This window comes from Rhodococcus sp. NPDC078407, assembly GCF_044542515.1.
Taxonomy (GTDB): Bacteria; Actinomycetota; Actinomycetes; order Mycobacteriales; family Mycobacteriaceae; genus Rhodococcoides.
The window spans coordinates 102,564-128,256 of sequence record NZ_JBITUQ010000017.1; the positions used below are offsets into that span (position 1 = coordinate 102,564).

26 protein-coding genes and 1 pseudogene are annotated in these 25,693 nt (G+C 63.7%); 13 read left to right on the forward strand and 14 right to left on the reverse strand.

Going from position 1 to position 25,693, the window contains the following annotated elements; translation table 11 throughout:
- Positions 1 to 102 precede the first annotated feature (102 nt).
- The 3 genes from ACIGGF_RS17605 to ACIGGF_RS17615 all read right to left on the reverse strand — a co-directional run bounded on the left by ACIGGF_RS17605 (position 103) and on the right by ACIGGF_RS17615 (position 4,587).
- On the reverse strand, positions 103 to 1,932 hold the full coding sequence (locus tag ACIGGF_RS17605) for a hypothetical protein (protein ID WP_139278506.1): 1,830 nt from the start codon (positions 1,930 to 1,932) through the stop codon (positions 103 to 105).
- Positions 1,933 to 2,455: 523 nt separating this feature from the next.
- Positions 2,456 to 3,535 carry an acyl-CoA dehydrogenase family protein gene (locus tag ACIGGF_RS17610; protein WP_051364802.1) on the reverse strand — a complete coding sequence of 360 codons (1,080 nt, stop codon included), beginning with the start codon at positions 3,533 to 3,535 and terminating at the stop codon, positions 2,456 to 2,458.
- Positions 3,532 to 4,587: a DUF3068 domain-containing protein gene (locus tag ACIGGF_RS17615; RefSeq protein WP_051364804.1), complete on the reverse strand. Its 1,056-nt coding sequence runs from the start codon at positions 4,585 to 4,587 to the stop codon at positions 3,532 to 3,534. Before ACIGGF_RS17615 ends, ACIGGF_RS17610 begins: the two co-directional genes overlap by 4 nt.
- Before the next feature lie 327 nt (positions 4,588 to 4,914).
- Here ACIGGF_RS17615 and ACIGGF_RS17620 point away from each other — a divergent pair, with 327 nt between their 5' ends.
- Positions 4,915 to 5,259, forward strand: coding sequence for an isoprenylcysteine carboxylmethyltransferase family protein (locus ACIGGF_RS17620; protein WP_231893830.1), 345 nt, complete (start codon positions 4,915 to 4,917; stop codon positions 5,257 to 5,259).
- On the opposite strand, the gene ACIGGF_RS17625 is transcribed toward ACIGGF_RS17620, so the two are convergent.
- From ACIGGF_RS17625 to ACIGGF_RS17660, 8 genes are all read right to left on the reverse strand, one after another.
- The gene (locus ACIGGF_RS17625; protein WP_139278505.1) at positions 5,249 to 6,097 is read right to left on the reverse strand and encodes a hypothetical protein; all 849 of its coding nucleotides are present in this window, start codon (positions 6,095 to 6,097) and stop codon (positions 5,249 to 5,251) included. The genes ACIGGF_RS17620 and ACIGGF_RS17625 overlap by 11 nt on opposite strands.
- A 92-nt stretch (positions 6,098 to 6,189) precedes the next feature.
- The gene (locus ACIGGF_RS17630) at positions 6,190 to 6,801 is read right to left on the reverse strand and encodes a hypothetical protein (RefSeq protein WP_027494121.1); all 612 of its coding nucleotides are present in this window, start codon (positions 6,799 to 6,801) and stop codon (positions 6,190 to 6,192) included.
- A complete protein-coding gene (locus ACIGGF_RS17635; protein ID WP_139278504.1) occupies positions 6,801 to 7,148 on the reverse strand; it encodes a hypothetical protein in 348 nt (115 codons plus the stop codon). Before ACIGGF_RS17635 ends, ACIGGF_RS17630 begins: the two co-directional genes overlap by 1 nt.
- A gap of 320 nt (positions 7,149 to 7,468) precedes the next feature.
- Positions 7,469 to 8,284: a cytochrome c biogenesis CcdA family protein gene (locus tag ACIGGF_RS17640; protein WP_068049642.1), complete on the reverse strand. Its 816-nt coding sequence runs from the start codon at positions 8,282 to 8,284 to the stop codon at positions 7,469 to 7,471.
- A complete protein-coding gene (locus ACIGGF_RS17645) occupies positions 8,281 to 8,865 on the reverse strand; it encodes a TlpA disulfide reductase family protein (protein WP_397522473.1) in 585 nt (194 codons plus the stop codon). The genes ACIGGF_RS17640 and ACIGGF_RS17645 overlap by 4 nt, the downstream gene beginning before the upstream one ends.
- 44 nt (positions 8,866 to 8,909) lie before the next feature.
- Positions 8,910 to 9,536, reverse strand: a complete 627-nt coding sequence (locus ACIGGF_RS17650) for a TlpA disulfide reductase family protein (RefSeq protein ID WP_068049644.1) — start codon at positions 9,534 to 9,536, stop codon at positions 8,910 to 8,912.
- A 55-nt stretch (positions 9,537 to 9,591) separates the two neighbouring features.
- The gene (locus ACIGGF_RS17655; RefSeq protein WP_397522467.1) at positions 9,592 to 10,230 is read right to left on the reverse strand and encodes a vitamin K epoxide reductase family protein; all 639 of its coding nucleotides are present in this window, start codon (positions 10,228 to 10,230) and stop codon (positions 9,592 to 9,594) included.
- The gene (locus ACIGGF_RS17660) at positions 10,205 to 10,864 is read right to left on the reverse strand and encodes a thioredoxin domain-containing protein (RefSeq protein WP_094656090.1); all 660 of its coding nucleotides are present in this window, start codon (positions 10,862 to 10,864) and stop codon (positions 10,205 to 10,207) included. Before ACIGGF_RS17660 ends, ACIGGF_RS17655 begins: the two co-directional genes overlap by 26 nt.
- A gap of 326 nt (positions 10,865 to 11,190) precedes the next feature.
- On the opposite strand from ACIGGF_RS17660, the gene ACIGGF_RS17665 reads away from it, so the two are divergent.
- The 4 genes from ACIGGF_RS17665 to ACIGGF_RS17680 all read left to right on the forward strand — a co-directional run bounded on the left by ACIGGF_RS17665 (position 11,191) and on the right by ACIGGF_RS17680 (position 14,735).
- Positions 11,191 to 11,571 (forward strand): helix-turn-helix transcriptional regulator, encoded by a 381-nt coding sequence (locus ACIGGF_RS17665; RefSeq protein WP_068049649.1) that lies wholly within the window; start codon positions 11,191 to 11,193, stop codon positions 11,569 to 11,571.
- Positions 11,568 to 13,523, forward strand: coding sequence for a heavy metal translocating P-type ATPase (locus ACIGGF_RS17670; RefSeq protein WP_397522468.1), 1,956 nt, complete (start codon positions 11,568 to 11,570; stop codon positions 13,521 to 13,523). The genes ACIGGF_RS17665 and ACIGGF_RS17670 overlap by 4 nt, the downstream gene beginning before the upstream one ends.
- A complete protein-coding gene (lspA, locus tag ACIGGF_RS17675; RefSeq protein ID WP_397522469.1) occupies positions 13,520 to 14,038 on the forward strand; it encodes a signal peptidase II in 519 nt (172 codons plus the stop codon). Before ACIGGF_RS17670 ends, lspA begins: the two co-directional genes overlap by 4 nt.
- A 94-nt stretch (positions 14,039 to 14,132) precedes the next feature.
- Positions 14,133 to 14,735 (forward strand): cadmium resistance transporter, encoded by a 603-nt coding sequence (locus ACIGGF_RS17680; RefSeq protein ID WP_068049656.1) that lies wholly within the window; start codon positions 14,133 to 14,135, stop codon positions 14,733 to 14,735.
- A gap of 632 nt (positions 14,736 to 15,367) precedes the next feature.
- Here the strand turns inward: ACIGGF_RS17680 and ACIGGF_RS17685 are convergent.
- The 3 genes and pseudogenes from ACIGGF_RS17685 to ACIGGF_RS17695 all read right to left on the reverse strand — a co-directional run.
- Positions 15,368 to 15,868, reverse strand: a pseudogene (locus ACIGGF_RS17685) (TniQ family protein); the annotation flags it as partial.
- Positions 15,865 to 16,821, reverse strand: a complete 957-nt coding sequence (locus ACIGGF_RS17690; protein ID WP_231893738.1) for a TniB family NTP-binding protein — start codon at positions 16,819 to 16,821, stop codon at positions 15,865 to 15,867. The gene ACIGGF_RS17690 and the pseudogene ACIGGF_RS17685, both read right to left, overlap by 4 nt.
- A 4-nt stretch (positions 16,822 to 16,825) precedes the next feature.
- Positions 16,826 to 18,508, reverse strand: a complete 1,683-nt coding sequence (locus tag ACIGGF_RS17695) for a Mu transposase C-terminal domain-containing protein (RefSeq protein WP_068373905.1) — start codon at positions 18,506 to 18,508, stop codon at positions 16,826 to 16,828.
- Positions 18,509 to 19,154: 646 nt separating this feature from the next.
- On the opposite strand from ACIGGF_RS17695, the gene ACIGGF_RS17700 reads away from it, so the two are divergent.
- The 8 genes from ACIGGF_RS17700 to ACIGGF_RS17735 all read left to right on the forward strand — a co-directional run.
- Positions 19,155 to 21,311 (forward strand): MMPL family transporter, encoded by a 2,157-nt coding sequence (locus tag ACIGGF_RS17700; RefSeq protein WP_397522470.1) that lies wholly within the window; start codon positions 19,155 to 19,157, stop codon positions 21,309 to 21,311.
- A 28-nt stretch (positions 21,312 to 21,339) separates the two neighbouring features.
- The gene (locus tag ACIGGF_RS17705; RefSeq protein ID WP_032401340.1) at positions 21,340 to 21,591 is read left to right on the forward strand and encodes a YgaP-like transmembrane domain; all 252 of its coding nucleotides are present in this window, start codon (positions 21,340 to 21,342) and stop codon (positions 21,589 to 21,591) included.
- A gap of 42 nt (positions 21,592 to 21,633) precedes the next feature.
- A complete protein-coding gene (locus tag ACIGGF_RS17710) occupies positions 21,634 to 22,053 on the forward strand; it encodes a DUF302 domain-containing protein (protein WP_008720026.1) in 420 nt (139 codons plus the stop codon).
- The gene (locus tag ACIGGF_RS17715) at positions 22,053 to 22,826 is read left to right on the forward strand and encodes a sulfite exporter TauE/SafE family protein (RefSeq protein ID WP_397522471.1); all 774 of its coding nucleotides are present in this window, start codon (positions 22,053 to 22,055) and stop codon (positions 22,824 to 22,826) included. Before ACIGGF_RS17710 ends, ACIGGF_RS17715 begins: the two co-directional genes overlap by 1 nt.
- A gap of 77 nt (positions 22,827 to 22,903) precedes the next feature.
- Positions 22,904 to 23,173, forward strand: coding sequence for a metal-sensitive transcriptional regulator (locus ACIGGF_RS17720; RefSeq protein ID WP_032389200.1), 270 nt, complete (start codon positions 22,904 to 22,906; stop codon positions 23,171 to 23,173).
- A gap of 57 nt (positions 23,174 to 23,230) precedes the next feature.
- Positions 23,231 to 24,592, forward strand: a complete 1,362-nt coding sequence (locus ACIGGF_RS17725; RefSeq protein ID WP_063216981.1) for a rhodanese-like domain-containing protein — start codon at positions 23,231 to 23,233, stop codon at positions 24,590 to 24,592.
- Between the two features lie 72 nt (positions 24,593 to 24,664).
- Positions 24,665 to 25,087: a DUF6153 family protein gene (locus tag ACIGGF_RS17730; protein ID WP_027494146.1), complete on the forward strand. Its 423-nt coding sequence runs from the start codon at positions 24,665 to 24,667 to the stop codon at positions 25,085 to 25,087.
- An 85-nt stretch (positions 25,088 to 25,172) separates the two neighbouring features.
- Positions 25,173 to 25,693: DUF305 domain-containing protein (locus tag ACIGGF_RS17735; protein ID WP_397522472.1), on the forward strand; the 521-nt coding region annotated here is incomplete at its 3' end.

A 25,693-nucleotide genomic window follows, 5' to 3' on the forward strand; every position in this document is an offset into this window, starting at 1 on the left:
GGCGTTGCAGCCTCCAGCCGCGCTGGAGGAGGGCCAGAGCGAGTAAAGCGAACAAGGCCGGTGCTCGGTGTCACCCTGAACTCGTGGCCGATACACGGTGCGTTAGAACGGGTCCGGTGGGCCGGTGTTCATCACGGCCAGGATGTAGTCGTGGTCGGGTGAATCGGCCGGGTGATCGTCGGCGACCGCGAACACCGACCGATCGGGCTCCGGCGGGGTGCGTGCTTCCTCCCGGGCTGCGAGCCATTCTCGCCAGACGATGCGTTCGGCGCGGTGGCGCACGATGCGGGCACGAACGGCCGAGGTGAGGCCGTGACGATGGCCGATGTCGTCGAGTTCGACGGGCCCGATACCGATGTGGGTGTTCTCGATTGTGAGGAGCCCGGCGACGCGTAGATCCAGCAGAGCCTCGTACCCGCTGGTGCGTCCCATCCCGATGGCAGTGAACAACTCATCCGCCGTCAGAGGCTCGGCTGCGGCAACTACTGCGTCGTAGAGGACGCGGTGACGCCACCCGATGACACTCCACGCCGGGTGTACCGACTCCACTTCGGCTGGCCCTGCCACGGTGTCGACTACCGCCGCACGTCCCGCATGTGTGGGCACTAGTGCGTACCGATCGGGGTTCTGGCCGACTCCGCGTTCGATCAGCAACAGCGGTGAGCCTTCCATGTCCCGCAGCCGCTCCAGAACGGACCACACCGTCGATTCGGGGAGCATGCCGGCGGCGATGGACAGTGACCGCCCACCGACACCGACAGTGGGGACGCCTTCCACTAACTGCCCTGACATTGCGGCAGCCCACGCCAGTGCCTGAACGACTGCATGGGTGGTCCAGCGATCCCGGCGATGAAGAAACTCGGAGGCGACCCAGGTTTGGGCGTGGGTAAGCCATAAACGAAGTACCGGATCGTAGGTACCCCCTGTGTGCTTTTGCTTGTGCCCGGTATCCCGGACTGGCTCGGGGAGTGTCGATGCGGCCCAGTCGAGGGCGCGGGCAGTGTCGCGGCGGATGGCGCGTTCGGGCTCGGCGTAGCGGGCGTATGCGGCACGCACACCCGCCCATGCCGGCTCAGAGACGCGGGTGAGGATTTCGGTGGCGCTGGCTCCGGCGAGGACTGCGTGGGTGATGACGGATTGGCGTGCTTCCGAGCGTGAGGGCCAGCGGCGGGTGTCGATGCGGCCGGTGCTGGCGAAGTCGAGGACGCAGCGAGGCGGCGGGGCGGAACGGCAGAAACGTGGGTGCAACCGGGCGTCATCGCTGCTGCCGAGGACGCGTTCAGTGGACGTCTCGGCGCGGATGTGGGTGTCGATCGGGCTGGTGACCGTGCGGCCCGTTCCTCCGAGCAGGGCTTCGAGGCGTTGGAGTGTGCCGGCATCGGACCCGACGGTCAGGATGTCGGCCGCTGTAGCCGGGTCGAGGTCGACGAGGGTGCGGTAGCCACCTTCTTTGCACTGCGAGCCCGGCACGGTGATGCACCCGGATTTGTGGTTGGTCATCGGTGTGATGTCCAACGTCGGAAGTCGCGCTGCAAGAAGACGTAGCAGTGGCCGTACTTCGTCGGCGGTGACTGTTTTTCCCGGTGCCAGCGGTATCAGCACGTGTCGGCCGCCGCTGGCCGATTGGTCGACGACTGCGCGGCCACCGCATTCGGTCAACCAGGCCAGCAGACGCCTCACGTCGGCGACAACGCAGGCGTGACCGTGGTGTTTGGTGTCGAAGTCGAGGGCAACGATGCCGGCGCGCGCGCGTGAGAACAGCGGCACAGCCGCTGGCAGTACCGGCCGTTTGACGGTCAACGGTCCCGCGGACACGTATTTACGGGTCGTCGGGTCGTAGAGACGCATCGATCGACGCGCAGCAATGGCCGGTGCGAAACGACGCCACAGCCGGTCCGCAGTCGCATCCGGATGGACGACACGAGCATTCAATCTTGTACCTACTTCAGGGCACGATGTACCCTGAGACATGTCCTCCAAGACAGTCCCTTCGGGGAAAGCACCACAGAACGAGTTGCGAGCTAGTCACTCGCTTCTCTGACTTCGAGAACCCTCGGCCCGCCCGCCGGGGGTTTTTCGTTATCTGTGCTGCGCTAATTCAGTTGGTCGTATGTGCCGAATGTCAGTTCGGGACAGAACGATCATGCAGTCAGCGGCAACACTCCTTGGTTTCGCGGTCGGTTGAGTTCAAGCGCGAGGTCCTCGCGGTCATTCACGATCGCGATGAGATCGGCCAGGTACTGACCCAGAGATGTCACACCTGCTGAACTCTGTTGTTCTTCGAGCGTTTTTATGAGCTCTAGCGGGATTCGGACAGTCAACGGCTTCCGGTCACCCTTACTGGGCATCGGCATAGCGTGGCCTCCTTCATCTGCATCATCGGTCCCAACCAGTGCCTATCCTGATGCAGAATCATGTTCGACGGGCTCAGACACGCCGAGAGCGTCGAAGGAAATTACATTGATGTGAGTAACCCGTTCGATTGGAACCCTTCTGAGCTTGTTTGGGCAATCGACTGCTGCTGCTCAATGCTGGCCAGTAGATGAGCGCGTATCTCGGCAGTGGCAGTGCAAACCAGCGCGAAATTCGCCTCGCGTGCGGTGCGTTCAGCCAGCCCCCCGCGCCTCACAGCCTTGCTGCCCGCTACAGCTGTGAAGTATGCCGATACGTCGACGGCGAAGCGGCAGACCTGCGCTCGTACCTCGTGAATATCGATCCTCGTGTCGGTTACGGCCTCATTCAACGACTTTCGGAGGTTGATAAACCCGTCTGTGAGTGCTTGGTTGTTCTGACCAAGCTCATCCAAGGCAGTCAGGCATCGACTCGACAACCCGAGTGCCAGCGAGCCGTTGATACGAACGATTGCACGATCAATCGTCGACATTGGCCCTTGCTTGCTCAGGCTCTTTCGTTGCACGTGCATGACATTGCTGTCGGCTACGGCAAGGCCGTCGAATTTAAGCGAGACAGTGCGAGATGCGTTGGCTGCAGCCAAGTGAAGCGGCTCATGGGACAGGCCCCTACCGCCTGCTGCCGAAACGAGGAACGTGACCGTCGAGTCGTTTAACTGGTCGTACGCCGTTACTCCAACGACGTCGATCATGCCCCACCCAGTCACGAATGGCGCACAGCCTTCGATCCGATAGCCATCCGCAGTCCGGTGGGCCCGGACGAGGGGTCGCTGCGGTGAGGCGTAGCCACTGCCTGACACGCCAGCGCGAATCGTGCCCATCCGTAAGCCTGAGAGATGTTCTGCTTTGAGTGACTCGTTCCCCGACGTAGCGAGTCTGAGGAGAGTGCCGTGATGCTGGGCCCATACGAACGCTGTTGCTAAACAACCGCTTACCAGGATCTCCCCTACGGCGGACATGGTCTGGAGCGGATTGTCGCTTCCTAAAGCTACGCCGTAGAGCCCTTGGCTGACCAGTAAGTCGAAGTGCGACTCAGGAATCTCAGCGGTCTCGTCGACCACTGCCGCAGCAGGTTCCAAGACCTCTTTGCGAAGCTCCTGTGCCTTGGCTATCCAATCGATCACGACAGTGTCCTCTCGGTCGCTTGCTGCTGCATGTCATCCCCTCTGTCGCCAGGAGCCGGTCCGTCAGAATTCAGCGAACTCGGCCCTGGGGGCCTCGGACGGCAACACACCCCAACGCCGAGTGCGAATGCAGAGAGACCGGCGAGCCCGAGAAGAACGGGACCGTATGTCTCAGCCCAGTCGATGAGACGCTTGGACTCGACTGCCCGCTGCACCTGCTCGTCGACCGTGGCAGCGTCGAGCTCTGGCGACATTTCCACGATGGTGACCGCCGACGGGTCGTTAGCGGTACGTCCGTAGTACTGGTGAACCGCTTGTTTCCCGAAGACGATTGCACCCGTCGTGGGCTCAACGAGCAGCTCACGGCGTGCCTTGTAGAACCGGTGCATCAGAATCTCTTCGTCCCCGTCGATACCCCAGTACGACGCAGGGAGGCTGAGCTTGCCGCCGGTGTCGAAGGGCGCGATGTCCTGAACGAAACGGTAGACGTCCAGGCCGTTGATGTTGGTCTCGCCGTCGAACTGGACGTCCTGGCTGCGGCGCGTGGTCGTATCGAAGTACGGATAGGACCTCTTTTCGACGTCGAACGGAAACTTGAGCGAGAGCCCGTCGTGCGTGACTTCGTCGGCGGGTTGATCGTCGTACTTCTGGATCGACCCGATCGGATCGTCCATCGGCATCGCAGTTCTGCGGTCGGCGGTGAATCTGTCGACGGTTGCGTTGACCGTTCCTCGTTCACCAGGTCTGTCGTCTCGTTGCAACAAAACAGCGGATTGCATGGTGATCTTGTTGCTGTCGGACGGTTCTTCGACAGTAACCTGCTGTAAGACACGAATGGGAACGTCGCGATCGACTTTCGAGACGCCCTGAACGAGCGCTTCGGTGTCGAGCAAGGTCGCGGTGCCCGTTGCGACCGTTGCGGAGTCGACGTCGAGAGGCGTTTTCACCAGCTGTGGAGCCATGTACAGGGACATTGTTGCGGAGGATGCGGCGAGGAACGCACCGACCCCGACCAGTGCCAGGCCTTTGATCGGTAGTGTCGCCGTCGTCATGCGTTGGTCCTTAAAGTTGGTCGGTACCCTGCTCGTCTCGGAGCGGCTACTGAGTCTGAGAAGCTGTGTCGCATGATCGTCAAGAGGCTGCCCTTGTTCGTGACCAGTCGACCGGCCGCTGTGGTTTTGGCTACCGCTTTCGCGGGATTTGCGTTGTCGGAGTACAGGATGGGCAAGCGGAGGCCGCGAGCGGGCTCTGTGAATCGGGACAACGGGTCCGGTAGAGCAGTTGGCCGTGGCCTTGCACTGGCGTACGGCGGAGGCCTCGTGCTGAGCGTGGCCTCGCCGGCAACCGTCATTAATCGGCACCGGAGAACGATTTTCGTCGTGGGCTTGACCACCGCTGCACTCGGGCAGGCCCTCCGGCTGGCTTCGGCGCGGAAGCTCGGGGAGTCCTTCACGTTCAAGGTCCACACGCATCCAGAGCAACTGGTGGTGCAGACGGGCCCGTACCGGTTGATTCGGCACCCCTCGTACACGGGGGCATTGATCTGCGCGCTGGGATTCTCCATCGCGTACGGGAACTGGCTTGCCCCCGTCATGGTGTCGTTTCTGGCGGGGGGATATGTCCACCGGATCCCGTCGGAAGAGTCCGCGATGCTCGAGGGCATAGGAGAGGGGTACGCCGAATACATGACGCGCTCTAAGCGCTTGATCCCGTTCATCTTCTAGTCGCCCCCGCGGAAGTTGCCTTACCGTCTTCACCGTCGACCATCTCGACCATGAGTCGGGTAGACGCGACGGAGTTTCTGCTGGCACGCCAGGCAGCCCGCTTGGAGCTCGGGATCAGAGTGTCCGCAAGGATGGCGTTGCTTCGAGTCGCCAAGGCCTGCCACTCATCCATGTACGCAACGATGCGTCGGTACCGCTGGACGCGAGGAAGCAGTGTCGTCCAGATGTACACCCACGCAACGTATCCGGCGACGAGCAGGGGCGACATGATGAGGAAGAGCGATATCTGAACGGTGTGGTCGGTGTACCAGTTCTCTGTGCCGCGGGTGAACGCAACTAGGTAGACGATTTTGTGAACTGCGTAGAGCAGGATCATCCCGCACGCCACCGCAGCAGCGGTGAGAACGCGCGCTAGTTCTCCGGTCTTCACGATCAGAGCCATGCGAACCAACAGGTAGAACGGCACTACCACGCACAGCGACAGGCTTCCGAGGAAGATGACCCAGTAGACCAGCATCCAGCCTTCGGCTGGAAAGGTCTGACTTAGGTAATATGTAGGTCTCGACGGCGCGGGGGAAAGGAGAAAAGAGACGACCAGACCGACAACCAACGCCGCGGTGACCGCGTAGCGAGAGCGACGCGAGAAACTACGTTGGGTCGAGTGAGCCACCATCCCGACCCATTGGGTTGCGGCGCAAATCGCCATGGCCTGAGCTATCAGAACAGATATGTTCCACAGGCCCGTTACGTCGTGTATGACAGGGTCAAGCTTGTCGTCTGCCAGCGCATGAATTCTGAACATCTGCGCAACGCTGAGAGTGAGCAGTAGCACCGTCATGGGGCGAGTTTGCGGCCTCCGCCTGTACAACGGTAGGCGTTGAAGACCGAACACCAGCAACACTATTGGCAGTATCGCCTCGAAGAACGTGCTCACATCTGCCACCCAAAAATTGTGGCCACCCGGCGCAGGGTCTCCTTGTCTTTCGAGTCGATGTTCTCCGGGTAGAACGGCTTGCGTAGGGAATCGGCGCGGGCAAGCATGAGTGTGCCGAGCCATTCGGCCTCTGCTTCGATGGGCTGAAGGAAATCCGGGACTCGTGTGAAGCACACCTTCGCCCGTTGTTCCTCGGCAAGTGCGCTGATCATTGTCCTCGGAATGGCAGGAGCCATCCTCATGAACGATTCGACCAGAATGTCCTCGGTGACAACAACATCGGCATCATGACCGAGAAGTATGTGTGCGACTTCGTGGAGGATGCATTGTTCACGGAAGAGCGGATCTACGTCCGCACGGACGTAGATGACATCGACCGGGGCAGTTCGTACCCAAAAGCCCGAGACCTCGCCGCTTTCGCTCAGATCGTCAGGTAGATCGAGGATCACAATGACGCGGCCGATCTTGAACCCAACCTCGGCAACGAATCGGTCGATCGACCAGGGTCTCGTGAACTGCAGTTGCAGTGTGTCGAGGAAGGATCTGGCACGTAGCTCGGGGTCGTCGATAGTTCTCGCTGCAGCGGCAGCGTCTCGGACCGAGCTCATTATGTCGATTCGCCAGCTTCGGCCGGTTCGTGCCGATTCTGCTTCTCGAAACGTCCGTGCGTGTCCCGGACCAGCTCGCTCAGACGCTCAGCGATCGCCGGAGTCAGCTGCGGTACCCGAGTTCGTAGAGCAAATACCGTGGCCTGGGAGTTCCGAACATTGTCGAAGTAATCGAGCTGCGCGTTATAGTCCATCTGCTCGGCAGTGGTGCCGACCAGGTAGGTAACCGGCGACTCGAAGAAGGTCGCTACTGCCTCGAGGACGTCTCGTTCGGCGTCGTCGACCGCCTGGCTGCGGAGCACTTTCACTTCTTCCGCAGTGACGTGGCGACCGACGCTTTTGCTCACATGCGCCGCGACCTGCGGGTCCAGATCATCGAGTGTCCCCAGTGTCAGTTTCAGAAGACGACTGCATTGTTTCAGAAGTGGACTGCACTACCCGCCTTTCAAACGATCGCGAGCGCGTCTCGTTCTACCCGTGCGAGGGTGAAGTTGTCGTGCAGGGCGGGACCGTACTCTCGGGCACCCGACGACCATCGGACGCGTTTCGGGCCGGCAGGCCTGCGGCACCGACAGTCAGATCACGGTCAGATAGATCAATGCGACCCTGAAAATAGTTCGGGCACCCGAACTTCGCAAACGGGGGTTGGCGACACTCCACACTTACCTCAGATAGGCAACACGACGGCAGTGACGAATTCGTTGCGTATCCAGGCGATGAACAGCCCCCATGCGCCTGTCAGGAGCGCGACGCCGACGGCGATCATGATGATGCCGCCCGCTGTCTTGATCTTCTGGGAGTTCCTCCGAAGCCACCCGACGCTGCGCATCGCCGAACTCGAGCCGAACGCAAGGACGACGAACGGCAGGCCCAGTCCCAGACAGTAGGCGACGATGAGAGTGACCCCGCGCGCTGCGGTTGCACCTTCGGTGCCTGCCGCAACGGAGATCACTCCTGCCAGAGTCGGACCCAAACATGGTGTCCAACCGAGAGCGAACACACCACCGAGTAGCGGTGCGCCCGCGAGCGAGGAGATCTGTTGGGGTGCGAATCGGGTGTCGCGTTGAAGGGTGGGAATCAACCCGATGAAGGCCGCACCCATGATGATGGTGATGACGCCGCCGATGCGTTGGAGTACTTGCTCGTTGATGCGCAGTGTGCCGATGACTCCGAAGATCGAGGCTGTGGCGAGGACGAAGACGATCGTGAATCCGGCGACGAACAACGACGCGGCGCCGGCCACACGCCACCGGCGTGCCAGCGGCGCCGAGGGCGCTGTGCTGTTCGGGGTTTCGAGCGATCGGGCATCGGCACCGGCGATGCCCGCCAGGTAGGACAGGTAACCCGGAACCAGCGGCACGACGCATGGGGAAGCGAACGAGACCAGTCCGGCGAGCATGCATGCACCGATCGCCAGCACCAAAGGGCCGCTCGATGCGGCGTTCTGAAATGTCGACCCGATGTCTTGGGCGAGAAGGGTCATTCGGCCGCTATCCGTTCGACGACGGGAAGGAGGTCTTCGGTGAGCAGGGCGCGCATGAAGACCGCCGCCACTCGATGCTGGCGATCGAGTACCAGCGTCGAGGGAATCACGCTGGTCGGGTAATTCCCGCCGAGGGCGATCAGCGTCCGCATCGAGGGGTCGTAGATCGAGGCGTAGGAGACATTGTTGTCGACAACGAAGTCCTGCGCTTTGTCCTTCTGCGGATCTCGAACATTGATACCGAGGAACTGCACACCGCGCTCGCGGGTTGCTTCGTAGACCTCTTCGAGGTCGTCGGCTTCGCCGCGGCAGGGGCCACACCATTGACCCCAGAGATTGATCACCACTACCTCACCGTCGTAGTCCGACAGAGCGGTGTTTCTGCCCTCCTCCATCAGATCGGGACCTGCGAGTTCACCGATGATTCCCCGTGTTTCGGGCGGATCGTAAAAAATGTCGGTTTGGCCACCGGGTGCTACGAAGTCGAAGCTACCGCCGGTCGAGGCGGCGTCGGCACCGACGGAGCATCCGGAGCTCACCACTACGATGGCAAGGATCGATGCTAGTGCCGCGGCAGGCATCGAGACCTGGTGGCGTGTACGTACCCACGTATCTCGGCGACGTCTCATGAGGTGAAATCCTTTACTGCAGTGCGGATCTGATCCGTTGTCTCGAACACCGTGGGGTCGGTCAGACGCACGATGTCCCCGCCCGGTGTGAGGAGGAAGCTCAGGGGCAGAACCGGTGGAGCCGACAGCGCGTTCTGGACGTCGCCGTCGTCGATGTAGTTGGGGTACCGAATGCCTAGTTCCGTGAGCAGCGCGGCCGCATCCTCGGGTCGGTCCTCGACGTCGATTCCGACGACCCGGATCGCGTCGGGTTCGGCGGCGTAGCTGTCGAGTACAGGCATTTCTGTGCGGCACGGGGCGCACCAGGAGGCCCAGAGATTGATCAGAGTCATCTCACCGCCCAGAGCGTCGGCGAGGTCGACTTCGGCGTCGTCGCCGATGCAGCTCGCCGTCACCCCGGCAAGTGGTCCGCGGCGTCCGGGCACCGGAACCGGGCACGGCGACATTGCTGGGTCCGCGGTGGCGGTGGCGGTGCCGGGGTGGGGCGGGCTGGACGGTGTGGGTCCGACCGGCACGATGGTGTTCGTGACGGATGCTCGATCGTCGGCGCTGGACCGGGGCCACAGTGCGACGATCGATGCGACAACAACTATGAGCATGACAATCGACCAGCCGCGCGTCATCGGCCCGACCTTCTCTTTTCAGAGCGCGGCAGAGGGGCCGACGGTTCGTGGCGGGTCATAGCAGCGTGGACCAGTACGGCCAGAAGCGTTGTGCGATCAGGGTGATCAGGGCGAGAAACCACACGGTCAGCGGGATGGAGTGATTGCCGAGCACAGCGTCGGACCACTGCCGGAGAGCGGGTGTGGACCCGGCGCGGTGAAGGTTCCGCAAGGTGACGTACCAGAATATCGGGACGGTGACTGCCCACACTGCCATGCAGTACGGGCACAGGGCGCCGATCTCGTAGAGGCTCTGTCCGATCAGCCAGTGTACGAAAACTGCGGCGGCAGTGACACCGACCTGCAGTGCACCCCAGAACCACTGCGCGAACACAGCACCGGAGACAAGGCCGGCACCTACTGCTGCCACGACGGCGAAGCCTGCGATCCCGAGGAGGGAATTGGGGAATCCGAACACCGACGCCTGATCGGTGTTCATCACCGATCCGCAGTTGAGTACCGGGTTGATGCTGCATGTCGGGGCGTAGGCAGGATCGAGGGCAAGAGCAAACTTTTCCGCCGTGAGTACGAATGCGGCGGTCAGTCCGATCAGCCCTCCCACCAGCAGAACCCAGGGCAGGCTCCGATCGAAAAGCCCGCCCTGACGGGGTCCGGTGGCAGCCGTGGGGTCAGCCGAGTGCAGCGTCGAGGGCATCGGCGAGGTCTCCGTAGGTGGTGGGCTCGATTTTGGTGCCGTTGAGGAAGAAGGTCGGGGTGCCTTGCACGCCGAGCGCTATCCCGTCCGCGACGTCGGCTTCGATGCGGTCGAGTGTCGCAGGGTCGGTGTAGGCGGCATCGAAGGCGCTCATGTCCAGTCCCTGCTCGACTGCGAAACTGCGAAACAGCTCGTCCTGGGGAACCTGCTGCTCACCCCACTGCGCCTGCGTCTCGTACATCCGCTGATACATCGCCTCGAAGCCGCCTTGCTGGGCTGCAGCTTCGACTGCTCGCGCCGCGCGTTCGGCATTGAAGTGCGAGGTGATGGGAAAGTAGCGGGCCACGAAGCTCACCCGGTCGCCGTACTCTTCCCGCAGTTGTTCGATCGCCGGGTAGGCCGACCGGCAGGCCTCGCATTCGAAGTCGAGGAACTCCACGAACGTGACCCGGCCGTCGGGCACCGAGTTCAATCGATGACTGTTCTCGCGCACCGCGATCGAAGCCGGGTCGATGGCAGCCTGCTCAGCGGCCGCGGCGTCCGGTGACCCCGATCTGTCCACCACCAGAAACAGAGCCAACGCGGCGGCGAACACGACCACCAGGGACAAGGAAATCTTCAATGCTCGGCTCATGCAGCTACCTTCTCGATTCGTTGCGGGTCCCCAGCGTCTTCCTCGTCCGCCGCCGATGCCCGGAGTTGTTCGAGATCCAGAAAACGAACGACGCGAGAGCTACCGCGAGAGCGGCGATCAGAACAATCGAGACCTTGACGGACCGGCCCCACCCATTCCTCCGGACGATGCGTGAAGCGTAGGCGTGAGCCTGAAGTCGAAATACTACGACCCATAGTAGTTGTGGGCATCGGATCGTTCGCCGCAGGGCGTGTCACTTCGTCCCGCCCCTGCCGCTCGAATCGTCCACGAGCGATCATACTGCCATACGGTGCTATCATCGGTGCATGACGATCAATAGAGGGGCGTGTCCGGTCGGCCGCACCGGGTCTACGGTCGATGCCGCAGTGGCGTTGTTCCACAGCCTTTCCGATGCCACTAGGTTGGCTATCGTGCGCCGACTCGCCGATGGGGAATCGCGTGTAGCAGACCTGGTGAGCGAGCTGGGGCTGGCCCAGTCGACGGTGTCGGCGCACATGGCGTGCCTGCGCGACTGCGGGTTGGTGATCGGTCGCCCCGAAGGGCGGCAGGTCTTCTATTCACTCGCCCGACCGGAACTGTTGGATCTGCTCGCCTCGGCAGAAACCCTCCTCACCGCCACCGGGAACGCGGTGACACTGTGCCCCAACTACGGCACGGACTCCGCCGGAGCGGCGGTGACCGGATGAGCGACGCGTGCGGCTGCGACCACGACGAGCCCCGCCCGGGCGGCGACGACGAGCAGGAACCCGACAGGTTGTGGCAGATCACCGAGATCCGAGCCGCGGCTGTCGCTGGCGCTCTGCTGGCGGCCGGACTGACCATTGGCTGGACCGGCGGTCCCGATGGTCTCACTCTGGTACTCGAATCGGTCGCGTTGATCGTCGCCGGCTACACCTTCGTACCGTCGACCCTGAAGCGGCTCGCCCGCGGCAAGATCGGCGTCGGCACCCTCATGACCATCGCGGCGGTCGGCGCCGTGATCCTCGGTGAGGTCGGCGAGGCTGCGATGCTCGCGTTCCTGTTCGCCATCAGCGAAGGCCTCGAGGAGTACGCGGTCGCCCGCACCCGGCGAGGTCTGCGGGCGCTGCTGTCGTTGGTTCCCGACACCGCCACCGTCCGACGAGATGGTCGAGAACAGGTGGTGTCGCCGACCGAGTTGACGGTCGGCGAGATCATGATCGTCAAGCCCGGCGAGCGCATCGCCACCGACGGCACGATCCGCAGTGGCAACACCGCGCTCGATACCTCGGCGATCACCGGCGAATCGGTGCCCGTCGAGGCAGGGCCCGGCGATGAGGTGTACGCCGGGTCCATCAACGGAACCGGGGTTTTCGAGGTCGAGGTGTCCGCGCGCGCCGAGGACAACTCGCTGGCCAAGATCGTCCGGATCGTCGAGGCCGAGCAGTCCCGCAAGGGCGAGGCGCAGCGACTGGCCGATACGATCGCCAAACCCTTGGTGCCCGCGATCATGGTCGCCGCCGCCCTCATCGCCGCTGTAGGCAGCCTCCTCGGCGAACCACGGATATGGATCGAACGCGCACTGGTCGTCCTCGTCGCCGCCTCACCGTGCGCACTGGCCATCGCCGTCCCGGTCACCGTCGTCGCGGCGATCGGCGCCGCCAGCAAACTCGGCGTCCTGGTCAAGGGAGGCTCAGCACTGGAAGCCCTCGGCCGCATCCGCGGAATCGCACTGGACAAGACCGGCACCCTGACCCGCAACAAGCCGGTCGTCATCGACGTCGCCACCGTGAACGGCGCGACCCGCGAACAGGTCCTCGCCGTGGCCGCAGCGCTCGAGGTGCGCAGCGAGCACCCCCTGGCCGCGGCGATCCTCGCCGCCGTCGACGACCACACACCCGCCGACGACGTCGTCGCAGTCACCGGAGCCGGCCTCACCGGCCGCCTCTGCGGCGACGACGTCCGCCTCGGCCGACCAGGGTGGATCGAGCCCGGCCCGCTGGCCGCGGACGTGGAACGGATGCAGCACGCCGGAGCCACCGCCGTGCTCATCGAGCAGGACGGCCGAACACTCGGCGCGATCGCGGTCCGCGACGAACTGCGACCCGAAGCCGCGGAAGTCGTCGCCGGTCTCCGCCGTGACGGATACCACGTCGCGATGCTGACCGGGGACAACGAACGCACCGCCCGAGCGTTGGCCGCCGATGTCGGCATCGAGGAGGTCCATGCGGACCTGCGACCGGAGGACAAGGCAGCCATTATCAGCGACCTGAAGGTCCGACGGTCGACCGCGATGGTCGGCGACGGTGTCAACGACGCCCCCGCACTGGCCACCGCCGACCTCGGTATCGCCATGGGAGCCATGGGAACCGACGTGGCCATCGAAACCGCCGACGTCGCCCTGATGGGCGAGGACCTCCGGCATCTGCCACACGCCTTGGCCCACGCACGCCGATCTCGGCGCATCATGCTGCAGAACGTCGGGCTGTCTCTGGCGATCATCACCGTTCTGATGCCGCTCGCCCTGTTCGGGATTCTGGGCCTGGCAGCAGTGGTTCTGGTGCACGAACTCGCCGAGATCGTGGTCATCGCCAACGGAGTCCGGGCAGGCCGCGCCCACCCCCTGACCACCGGACCGGCACCCGCATCGGCCCCGACGGCAGCCGAGGCCCGCATATGAGCGCCGACGCAGCCCCGGGCATCTCGGCGCCACGGTCCCGGCGGACCCTGACGATCGTCGCCGTCGTACTCATCGGCGTCGCACTCGCGGGCGACCCCGTCGCCCGCCGCGCACTCTCCGACGGCCGCATCGTCGAGCTAGGCGTGCTGCAACTGAAGTTGGCCTACAACAGTGGTGTCGCCTTCAGCGTCGGGAACCAACTGCCGCCGTGGGTCATCATCGCGGTCACCGCCATCATCACCGTCGGCATCGGTGTGTACGCGTGGCGCACTGTCCCCACCGGCTCACCGTTGGGGACTGTGGGACTGTCGGCGATCGTCGCCGGCGCCGGCGCCAACGTGATCGACCGCACCGTCGACGGTCGCGTCACGGACTACTTCCACACCGGCTGGTGGCCCACCTTCAATCTCGCCGACACCTACCTCACCTGTGGTGTCGTACTGGTCATCGGCTCCATACTCTGGGAGGAAGCGGCCCTTACTCGTACCGCGCACGCGCAGGAAAAATCCGGATGACCGCCTCGCGGCCTCGCAGCCGATCCACCTCTACCGCGGTCCAGCCCTCCGGACACGACGTTCAGCCGCCCCGCCGTGGCCGCTCGGTGCGGGAGTGATCACCACCATCGCCGCGGCGGTCGCGATGTTCGCCGGCACCAACATCGACGACATCGTCGTGCTGACCGTGCTGTTCGTCGCCTCCGCCAGCCAGGGGCGGCCGCGGGCATGGCAGATCGTTGCCGGCCAGTACGCCGGCCTGATCACCCTCGTCGCGATCAGTGTCGTCGCTGCCCTGGGATTGGTGATCGTCCCGGAGGACTGGGTCGGGTTACTGGGGTTGCTGCCCCTGTCGTTGGGTGTCTGGGGCCTGATCCGCGGCCTGCGCAGCGGCGACGAGGACGAGGCCCCGGTGGTGGCAACAGGGATGGTCGGTGTCGCCGCCATCACTATCGCCAACGGAGCCGACAACATCGCCGTCTACACCCCGGTCTTCCGCACGCTCGGTGCGCCACAGACCGCGGTCACCATCGCCGTGTTCCTGATCTGCGTGGGAATCTGGTGCTACGCAGGCAGACTGTTGGGCACTCGCAGAAAGGTCGTCGACACTCTCGAACGGGTCGAGCACTGGCTCGTACCCGTGGTGTTCATCGTCCTGGGTGCGATCATCCTGCTCGAATCCGGTGTCCTCGGCCGGCTCATCGTCGCCGCGTCATGACCGACGTCTGTTCGCCCGGCAACTCCAGCGGCAGCGGCATCGATCGCCGCAATCACACCGTCCCAGGCGCTGCGGGCGGGTACCGGACTGCGAGACCGCGTCGGAGCGGTCCCCGGATCAACCGGCTCGTACGAGCGTGGGCGCAGTAGAGCCGCATCAGCACCACCCGCGAAAATCTCATCGTTCTCGACCGCGATGATCGCGGTCGCGGCGGCGGTCAGTACTGCTGCTTGTTCTTCCCAGCGCAGGTCCTCGAACGGAACCCACGATGTTCGGAGCGGGCGAGAACGGCCGGTGGATTTCCAGATCGCGCTGAGTGGCTTTGCCCACCATCCGGTGCGGACCAGAGGTGTTGATACTTCGTCGACGACGGTGCGCAGCAGCCTGAACCACACTGCTGCATGAACACGGCCCGCGCCGAGCTCGACCGACCCGCACGTCAACGCGGTGACGCTGCGTCTGTCGATTTCTGCGACGGCCGCCGCGACCGGTATCGGTGGTGCGTGCTCGTCCGAGCCTGCTGGTGTCCTGTCCCAGAAGACAAGTCTGCCGGGTACGACGCTGCAGAATTCGAGCCGGCAGAGATGCTTGGTGCAGCTGGTCAGCATCGGGTATTGCTGAGCCATCATGACCGCGATGTCGGCGTGTGTGTCGAGGGTGTCGATGCACAGAGGGCATGCCCGTGTAGTCAGCGTGCTTACCCAGGGAAGCCATGTGCCGGCGGGCGGTGCGCGTCGACGTCGATCGGCCATCGCCAGACCCGCCGGTAGTAGGACAGAGAACTGGTGGACGTAGGTGTCGAAGTCGCACTCGGTGGGGTCGGTGCTGTCGAGCAGCCAGGGCGTGCAGCCCGCCAACGTCATTTCCCGCAGCCGTTCCGCCGTACAGGTGCTCCTCTGGGCAAGCGCCGATAGCACCGGCTCGGGTGTGTGCCGGTCCAGGTCCACGCTCGAGGTGTCGACACCGAGCCCGTCGAGAAGGTCCGCTGTATTGATCAACGAATACAGTGCGCTGGTCCGGGCCAGCCACGACATCAGAGTCTCGCCAGGTAGTGGTTGCGGGCGCAGCGGCCACGGCGGATGCGCACTGTGGTCGAGCGCTGTGTGCGCTGCAGGGGCATCGGCTGGTGTCATGCCAGGTGCCGTTCGAAGTGGCGGCGGCGTTCGGTGGGCCCGAAGTAGGCGGTTTGGGTCAACACCTGTGAGGTGATCGCTTCCTCTCCGGCTTCTATTGCGGTCACTGCGGCCGCGGTCAACAGCGTGGCCAGTTCGCCGATGGTGCCCTCACACCGGGTGAGGAGGTAATCGGTCATCTCCGCCGATGTCAGGTACGAGGGCGCACGCAACGGGAAGCTGGCGGTGAAGCTCGCCAGCAGGGAGCGGGTGTCGGTGTCGTTGGTCCAGATCGGCAGCGTCATGGGGTGAAAACGGTTTTCCAACTGTGCATCACTGCGGATCGCGAGGTACGCCTCTCGGGTACCGACTCCGACGAGAGGGATCCGCAGCTCGTTGCCCAGAAACCGCAACAGGTTCAGAAATTCTCGGCGCACGTTGTCGCGACCGGCGAGAACATTATGGAGCTCGTCGATGATCAGCATCCGAACCCCGGTTGCTCGCAACAGCGTCACCGCTTGCTGTTCTAGTTCGTGAACGCGGCTTCGCGGGCGCATCGGCGTTCCGAGGGCAGCGAGCATCGCGAGGTAGAACCGTCCGGGTGCTGGGTCCGGGGGCATCTGCATACACAACACCGGTATGTGCTCACGGTCGGGCAAGCTGACAGCGGGGTGCGCACGCCGGAACTTCTCGATGATCATCGACTTGCCGTTGTTCGTCGGCCCGATCAGTAGCAGGTTCGGCATTCGTTGCCGATCCGGCCACACCAGCAACGTCTCGAGGTGCACGATCACCGACCGTGCACGCGGATACCCGATCCACCGTTCCGTACGAATGTGCCTGATGCGTTGTGCAGCAGGAAGACCCGCTATCGATCTGACCGAACTTCGCAGGTGGATCAGATCCGCACTACCGGGGTCGATGTCTTCGCCGCTACCGTCGCCTGCAGGAGTGATTCGGGGGTCGTCGTTCATCGATTCACCATTCTTCGATGTCGTCGAAGATCGGAACCGGTACTTGGTCGGTACCGGGGCGACTCTCGGGCGGGCCCATCGCGTTCGGTGATGTGGTGACGCTGCTCAGGTGAGCACGGCGAGTGCGATTACGTCGGGCTCGTTTGGTGTCCCGCTCTGCCGACGTGGCTACCTGACGCATCTTCTCGATCATCGCGAACAGAGCGTGTTCGTCGATAGTTGCTCGGCCGTGCTCTCGAAGACGCACCACCGCTGCCCGGTGTTCCCACGATGTCACCGCCGGATGTGACATCGTCCGGTACGGCACCTCGACATACCCGCCGCCGCTGTCGGGGTCCAGGACCCACACCCTGCTCAGATCTCGTGGATCACGCCGGATCACGAACTGACCCAACTTCTCTCGCCTAGCGATCCACGGTTTCAGAGCGTTCGAGAAGTACTGGATGTGGTCGATGACGAACCCTGTCCGGGTCAGGCGACGCCGGATGACGGGAAGGAAGTCCACCAGGAATGCGGTCTCGCCCACCACTGTCGACGTCGATCGAGCAGTATCGGCGTCGGTGCTGCTGATCCACTGCGCAGCGGGGCTCCGGCTCAGGCCGGTGTGCACGTCCGCGTGGTACGCCGCGACCGCGAGGATCAGCCAGCGTTCCAATTCTCGTAGCGTCAGGGCTGCCGTGCCCTCTGAGTCGTATCTGCCCCGCTGCGTTGGGTTCGAGAACGTGGTGCCGGGGAGTTCGTGGACCTGGGTCATGACGGTGCCAATGATGCGTTCGACGATCCCGCCGTAATGCGGCCTGCCGGGTGGGCGGTAGCCGAGGTCGATTCCGTGTTGTTCGCAACCGCGCCGTAGCGCTTCACTTTTGAACTCGGAGGCGTTGTCGACATACAAGGCGCGCGGCTTTCCGGCCATCGGCCACCGCACATCCGCGCCGAGGCCCAAAGCGTCGATCCATACGCTCTTGTCCGAGCACACCCGGCCCAGACACAACCCGACCGACACTGCGGACGGAGGATCGAGTGTGACCACGAAGCCCGGCACGCAGCGGCTGAAGACATCGATAGCAATCGTGAGATATGGACGTCCAATCGGCACCCGGTCGTATTCATCGACGATCATCAGATCGACCACGGTGTGATCAATCTGGACTTGCTGGAGAACCGCCGTCACCGGCGGCGGGACATCGCCCGCGGACTGCCGCGATCGGGCGGCGTCCGGTCCGCCACGTGACCGTGCGACGCGGCCCGGGTGCATCGCTGCGATCCGCGCGGTGACTGTGTTGCGGGCTGGGATAGGGAATCCCGCACGGTGACAGGCCAGCGCGATACGTCGATGCAGTGCTGCGACACTGAGCTTCTGGCGAGCCAGAAACTCGCGGTTGATGTGCTCGGCGATCACTTCTTCCACCTCGGTCGGCATCCGAGAGCGGCCGCGCCCGCCTACAGGAGCGGAGACCAACAGATCTGTGACCGCCCCTCCCCCATTCCGGAGCTTGGACAACAGCACGTACACACGCCGGGGCGAGACCCCCAACTGCTGCGCTGCATCCTCCACCACTGCGGTACCGATCGAGGATCGATCCACTAGTTCGCTGAGCACTGCGAACCGTGACCGTGCCTGCTCCCACTGCTCCGCCGACGCGGTCAGCACACCAGTCTCGGCGACATCGAACTTGTCCGCGTCCATCGCAGCCTCCGAACGCCCGGCCTGCGTGACCGACCGATTGTGCAGTCCACTTCTGCACTCAGAATGTCAGAAGACGACTGCAATCGGAGGTAAAACCCCAGGAATTTATGACGTCCACTTCTGAAACTGACATCACTCGTGTCAGTTTCAGAAGTCAGCTGCACTTGTTCAGAAGTGGGTGTCATACAGCCACTGTTAAAGGTAGACCTGTAGTCCGTCTCGAGCAGTCGCGGTCTTCCTACACGAAATGCGAACGTTCCCCTTTCGCCCGCGGCGGTGAACCTTCCCATTCATCACCCTCGCATCGATGATTTATACCCCTAGGGGTACTTGCATACCCCCCTAGGTATATGCAACAGTAGGTACACCCCGCCAGGAAGGATTGCCATGTGCTACCCCGTCGCATGCCCGACATGCGGTAAGACCACCTGGGCCGGCTGCGGGCGCCACATCGACAGCGTCATGAAGAATGTCCCACGGCCGCAGCAGTGCACCTGCTCGTCGAGCGAGGCACCCGATCCAGCTAGGCGCACCGGCTTTTTTCACTCCCTGTTTCATCGCTGACACCTCACCTTTAAGTCTTCGAGGAAGCTTTTGGGCCTTCGTGGCCTTGTCATATACCCCCACCCGTATTTAGGAGAATGCTATGTCCGTTCCCGCTACCGCGGCGGCTACCGACCGACACGACCGTGACCGGCCACCTGCACCTGGCGCACTCGGCCGCCTGGGGAGCGCGATGGTCACGCGTCGCCGCTGGGTGTTCGGTATCTGGCTGATCACCCTAATCGCCCTTGGATCAGCTGCACCAACGGTGTTTTCGTCGTTGGCCGGGGCCGGCTGGCAGGCCAACGGATCCGAATCCGTCCAGGTACGCGAACTCGCCCAGCAGCATTTCGGCGGCAACTCCTCTGCAGCAGTGCAGGTCGTCGTTCACTCCGACACCGCCTCGATCGACGACCCGGCGATGCAGCAGACACTCACCGACGTCGCGGCTGTGTTCGACAGCGACACCCGCTTCGGCGAGATCGTCGCCCCCCAGCCGGGCATGACCATCAGCCCCGACCGTCACACCGGCATCCTCATCGCCGGCGCAGACGCGAGTACCGACGACATGGTCAAAGCCGTCGACGAGGTCAAAGGCGAGCTGACCGCACTGTCCGGCAACGGTATCGAGGTCTACCCGACCGGGTCGTCAGCACTGTGGTCGGACTTCAACAAAGCCAACCACGATGCCATGATCCAGGCCGAATTGTTCTCCTGGCCGGTCACTTTGGCGATCATGGTGCTCGCGTTCGGCTCTCTCGTCGCCGCGGGATTGCCGCTGCTACTCACCGTCGCCGGACTCGTCGCATCCGCCGGTGGTCTCGTGCTGCTCAACGGCGTCACGCCGATCTCGGTGTGGGCGATGAACTTCGCGATGATGTTCGCGCTCGCCCTCGGAATCGACTACGCCCTGTTCATCGTCGCCAGGTTCCGCGACGCACTGCGCAACGCCGATCCGCGTGCCGCGGTCGCCGAAACCATGGACACCGCAGGCAAAGCCGTGGTCCTGTCCGGTCTGACCGTCCTGGTGAGCCTCTCGGCAGTGCTTCTCGTTCCCGCACCGGCCGTGCGGACCATGGCCGTCGGCATCATGCTCGCTGTCACGTTCGTGCTGATCGCCACCATGACCCTGCTCCCCGCAACCCTGGGTGCACTCGGCTCCAAGGTCAACGCCGCATCCTTGCCCTACGCCAAGCGTCAGCAGCACCGCTCCCCGAAATTCGCAGCCTGGGGTGAACTGCTGCACAAGCATCCCTGGCCGTTCGCTCTGGTGTCCGTGGGCATCCTCATCGTCCTGGCACTGCCGGTCCTCGGACTGAAAGTCGCAATGCCCTCGATCACCGTCGTCCCAGAAGATGCACCGGTTCGCCAAGGCTACGAGCTCGTCCAAGCCCAGTTCGGCGACGGCGCACCCGGCGCACTGCAGATCGTCGTCCCCTCTTCCGACGCCGCCGCGACCGCCACCGCAGCCAGCAGCGTCGACGGGATCTCGATGGTGACTCCGCCCCAGCCTGCCGCGGACGGCTCGAACTACTCACTGCTACAAGCGCTTCCCGCCGTGGACCCCTCCGACGAGAGTATGGGCACCATCCTCGGTGACCTGCGCGCGCAGCTCCCGGAGTCGGCATTGGTCGGCGGGGCACCGGCGGAGAACCTCGATCTGCAGCAAGCCCTCAACGACTACCTGCCGCTGGTGATCGGGATCATCCTCGCGCTCGGTTTCATCCTGCTGCTCGTTGCACTGCAGGCACCGCTGATCGCGATCCTCGGCACCGCCGTCAGTCTGCTCTCGACCGCAGCCGCATTCGGAGTAGCGAAGCTGATCTTCCAAGACGGACACGGTGCATCACTGCTCGGCTTCACCCCACAGGGGTTCCTCGACGGCTGGGGACCGGTGTTCTTCTTCGCGATGATCTTCGCCATCGCCATGGACTACACCGTGTTCCTGCTCGCCACCGCCAAAGAGCACTACGAGAAGACCGGCGACCCGAAAGCCGCCCAGGTCGACGGCCTCGCCCACTCCGGCCGCGTCATCTTCGCCGCCGCCGCGGTCATGGTCGCCGTGTTCTTCACCTTCGCACTCTCCGATCCGCTCCCACCGAAAGAAATGGGCATCATTCTCGGTGTCGCGGTACTGCTCGACGCCTTCCTGATCAGGCTCATCCTGCTGCCGGTCCTGCTGCGTCTGACCGGTCACGCCGCATGGTGGTCACCAGCCTGGCTGCGCAAGGTGCTGCCCTCGATCAGCTTCTCTCACTGACACCCTCACCACACCCAACGGAGCAATCATGACCGATCCGAACACAACCCACTCGGCGGCATTCACAGGATGGCCGATCGAACGTATCGTCCCCGCCCTTGCTGCCGGTGTCACCGCCACCGGTCTGGCACTCGGCGAATTACACGCACCGCAATGGCGACTACTCAGCGCGTTCGCTGCCGCCAACCTCGCCCTCTACGCAGCGGTTGGCTGGTGCCCGGCCAGCGCACTGCTCACCAAAGCGGGCGTGCCGAGTATTCGCCGGCCCCGAATCGGGTAGGCCCACACCACCACAGTTCGACCACCGAAAGGAATTTCCCTCATGAACATCGCACTCTCGACCACTCTGACCGACACCGACTTCGACACCGCAGTCGACTCCGTCAAATCAGCCCTGTCCGACCAAGGCTTCGGTGTTCTCACCGAAATCGACATGCAGGCCACGTTGAAGGCCAAACTCGGCGAAGACATGGAGCAGTATCTGATCCTCGGTGCCTGCAATCCCACCCTCGCGCACCGCGCCGTCGGAGTCATGCGCCAGATCGGCTTGCTGCTGCCGTGCAATGTCGTCGTCCGCGCCGACACCGCCACATCCGGATCGGTGATCGTCGAAGCGATGAACCCCGACATCATGGTCCAAGCGACCGGAGAACCCGCCCTCTCCGATGTCGCGGCCGAGGCCACCACCAAGCTCCAGGCCGCCATCGACGCACTCGGTGGCCAGGACACAGCCCACAGCTGATGACCCTGACGCTGGCACTGGTCCTCGGCGTCGCCGTCGGCATCCTGCTCGGTCTCCTCGGAGGCGGCGGGTCGATTCTCGCGGTCCCGGTTCTCGTCTACGCCCTCGGAATGGACCTGTCGGAGGCGATACCGACATCGTTGCTGGTGATCGGTGTCGCCTCTGCGACCGGGGCCATCCCCAAGGTGCGGGCGCGGCTCGTCGAGTGGCGGCTGGCGGCGATCTTCGCGGCCACCGGCATTGTCGGCACCGTGGTCGGCAGCGCCCTGGGCAGACATCTGCCCGAGGCGGCCGTGATGATCGGCTTCGCAATCGTCATGATCATTGCCGGGGCGCGGATGCTGCGCAGCGCCGACGATGTCGGAACTGCATGCAAGACAGGGGATTCCGGGATCGACTGGCGGCGATGCGCACCACGGTCCATACCGACAGGGTTCGGGGTCGGTGTCCTCACCGGACTGTTCGGCGTCGGCGGAGGATTTCTGATCATCCCCGCTCTGGTGCTGTTGCTGGGAATCGAGATGGGTGTCGCTGTCGGAACGTCGCTGGTGGTCATCGTCGCAAACTCCGCCGCCGGACTGATCGCTCAGGCCGACGGGCTCGGCGGGAACTGGGCACTGACAGCCGCGTTCGCCGGTGCTGCGATTGCAGGCTCGCTGGTCGCCGGGCGACTGAGCACACGCATTGATACCGACAAGCTGCGCACGTGGTTCGCCTACCTGGTGTTCGCCGTCGCGGGCTACGTACTTGTCGACACCCTCGTTCTTTCATGACCGAACGCACACACCGACCCGATGCCCCCAGGGGTAATCTTGAACCACTACCACCCTCACACCCTCAGGAGACCGCAATGGTCGGCGACGAAGACAGCATCGCATTGGTACTCAACCGGCTGCGCCGCGCACACGGCCAACTCGCCGGAGTGATCGGCATGATCGAGAACGGACGTGACTGCAAAGACGTCGTCACCCAACTCGCCGCCGTCTCCCGCGCCCTCGACAAAGCCGGATTCAAGATCGTCGCCACCGGCCTCCGCGAATGCATGACCGGCGACACCGCCGACAACAAAGAACCCATGACCGAAGCAGAACTGGAAAAACTCTTCCTCGCACTGGCCTGAACGAGGACGTTTCACGTCAGAAACGAGGCCGACCCGACGACACCGTAGGAGTACCCCGTGAGCGCTACCGATCCAGACATCGCCATCATCGAAACGTCGAGCCTCGGCGACCGCAGCTACCTGATCAGCCACGACGGCATCGCCGTCGTGATCGATCCCCAACGTGACATCGACCGCGTCCTGGCACTGGCCGCGGAGAAGAACGCCGCGATCACCCACGTACTCGAAACCCACATCCACAACGACTACGTCACCGGCGGCCTCGAACTCGCACGCGCTACCGGAGCCGAATACGTTGTGCCCGAGGGTGACCCGGTCGAATTCGAGCGACGGGCAGTGGGGGACGGCGATGTCGTCGACGCGGGATCGGCGACGTTTCAGGTCATGCACACCCCGGGCCATACACATCATCACGTCAGCTACGTACTGCAACTCGGAGACGAACCGATCGCGATCTTCACCGGCGGCTCGATGCTCTACGGATCCACCGGCCGCACCGACCTACTCGGCTCCGAACACACCGACGAGCTCACCCATGCCCAGTTCCACTCGGTCCGTCGAATCGCCGCCGAACTCCCCGCCGACGTCGAGGTCTACCCCACCCACGGATTCGGTAGCTTCTGCTCCGCGACCCCCACCAGCGGCGACTCGTCGACCATCGGTGAACAGCAACAGTCCAATCCCGCGCTGACCCAGGACGAACAAACCTACGTCGACGAGTTGATCGCAGGATTGTCGGCCTACCCCGCGTACTACGCCCACATGGGCGTCATCAACACCGAAGGTCCGGCCCCGATCGATCTGTCCACCCCGGAGCCTGTCGATCCCGACGAACTACGCAGGCGCATCGACGATGGCCAGTGGGTCGTCGACCTCCGCGCACGAACCGCCTTCGCTGCTGGACATCTCGACGGCTCCCTCGGTTTCGAGCTGTCGACGACGTTCGTGACCTATCTCGGATGGCTCTACCAGTGGGGTGCGCCGCTGACATTGATCGGTGACACCTCCGACCAAATCGACGATGCCACTCGAGAGTTGGCGCGCATCGGCATCGACCGCCCCTCCGGTTCGGCTGTCGGTGAGATTCACTCACTCGCCGGCGACGGCCACGTGCGGTCCTACGAGGTGTCCGACTTCGCCGGACTTGCCGCAACCGACTCCGACATCACTGTGCTCGACACACGTCAACAGTCCGAGTACGCGGACGGCCACATCCCCGGTGCGGTGAATATCCCCCTTCACGAACTGCCGCACCGACTCGCAGAAGTCCCCGACGGCAAAGTGTGGGTGCACTGCGCCTCCGGCTATCGCGCCTCGATCGCGGCCTCACTACTCGACCGGGAACATCGCAGCGTGGTGCTCATCGACGACGACTACAACCGCGCAACAGATCTCGGACTCGACACCTCGAAGACATGACGAAATGCTTCGACGACCGAACGCGACGAGACAGGCGTACCCCCAGGGGTATATGTTGGTATCATCGGCCGCATGCACTCAGTGAATCGGCACGGTCGACGGGGCACAGCTCCGACGGCAGCTTTACTGATTGCACTGACGGTGTTCGGTGTGCTGTTGATGCATTCGGTGACACCGATGTCGATGCCTGTGACCGGCTCGATGTCCACATCGATGAGCGGCGGCCATGCCTCGTTCGCAGCACCGTCCCACACGGACGCCACGGTTCCGGTGATGACCGGGGAACATGACTGCCCGTCGGGGCACCAGATGATGCATCCCTGCGTCGGCACGACGGTGTCGTGGCCCGCGCTGACGGTCCCGGCGATGAGCGCAGCCCTCGACCTGGCACCGACATCGGTGAACCGGATCATTGGACGGGCCGACTCCACGCTTGAGCGTGCGCCGCCGTGGACGTTATGGGAGTTGGACAGATCGGTGACCTTGCGAGTGTGACAGGGAGCCCGGCAGACGCGTGTCTGTCGGCGGATCGAACGACATCCAATTCTCTGCACTACCCACTCTTGCAAGGAGTTTCCTCATGCGTACCAAAGTCATTGCCTCGATCGCTGCTGCCGCCGCGAGCGCGTTCCTCGTCGTCGGCTGTAGCGACAACGCGGCCGATTCGTCGATGGACGGCCATGCGATGGGATCGATGTCCTCGGCACCGATGTCCTCGGCCCAAGCAAGCGCGTCCGCAGAGTTCAACGATGCCGACGTGATGTTCGCGCAGATGATGTACCCGCATCACGCCCAAGCAGTCGAGATGGCCGACATGGCGAACGGCCGCACCGACAACCCGGAGGTGCTGTCGCTGGCATCGGCGATCGCCGCCGCGCAACAGCCCGAGATGGACCAGATGACCACCTGGCTCACCGAGTGGGGCCAGCCCATGCCCGACATGGACAGGGGTGACATGGGTGACATGGGTGACATGGGTGACATGGGCGGGATGGACCACAGCTCCGGCAGCGGCATGATGACCGCTCAGGACATGGACGCGTTGATGGCAGCGTCGGGACCGGAATTCGACCGCCAGTGGTTGACGATGATGATCGCCCA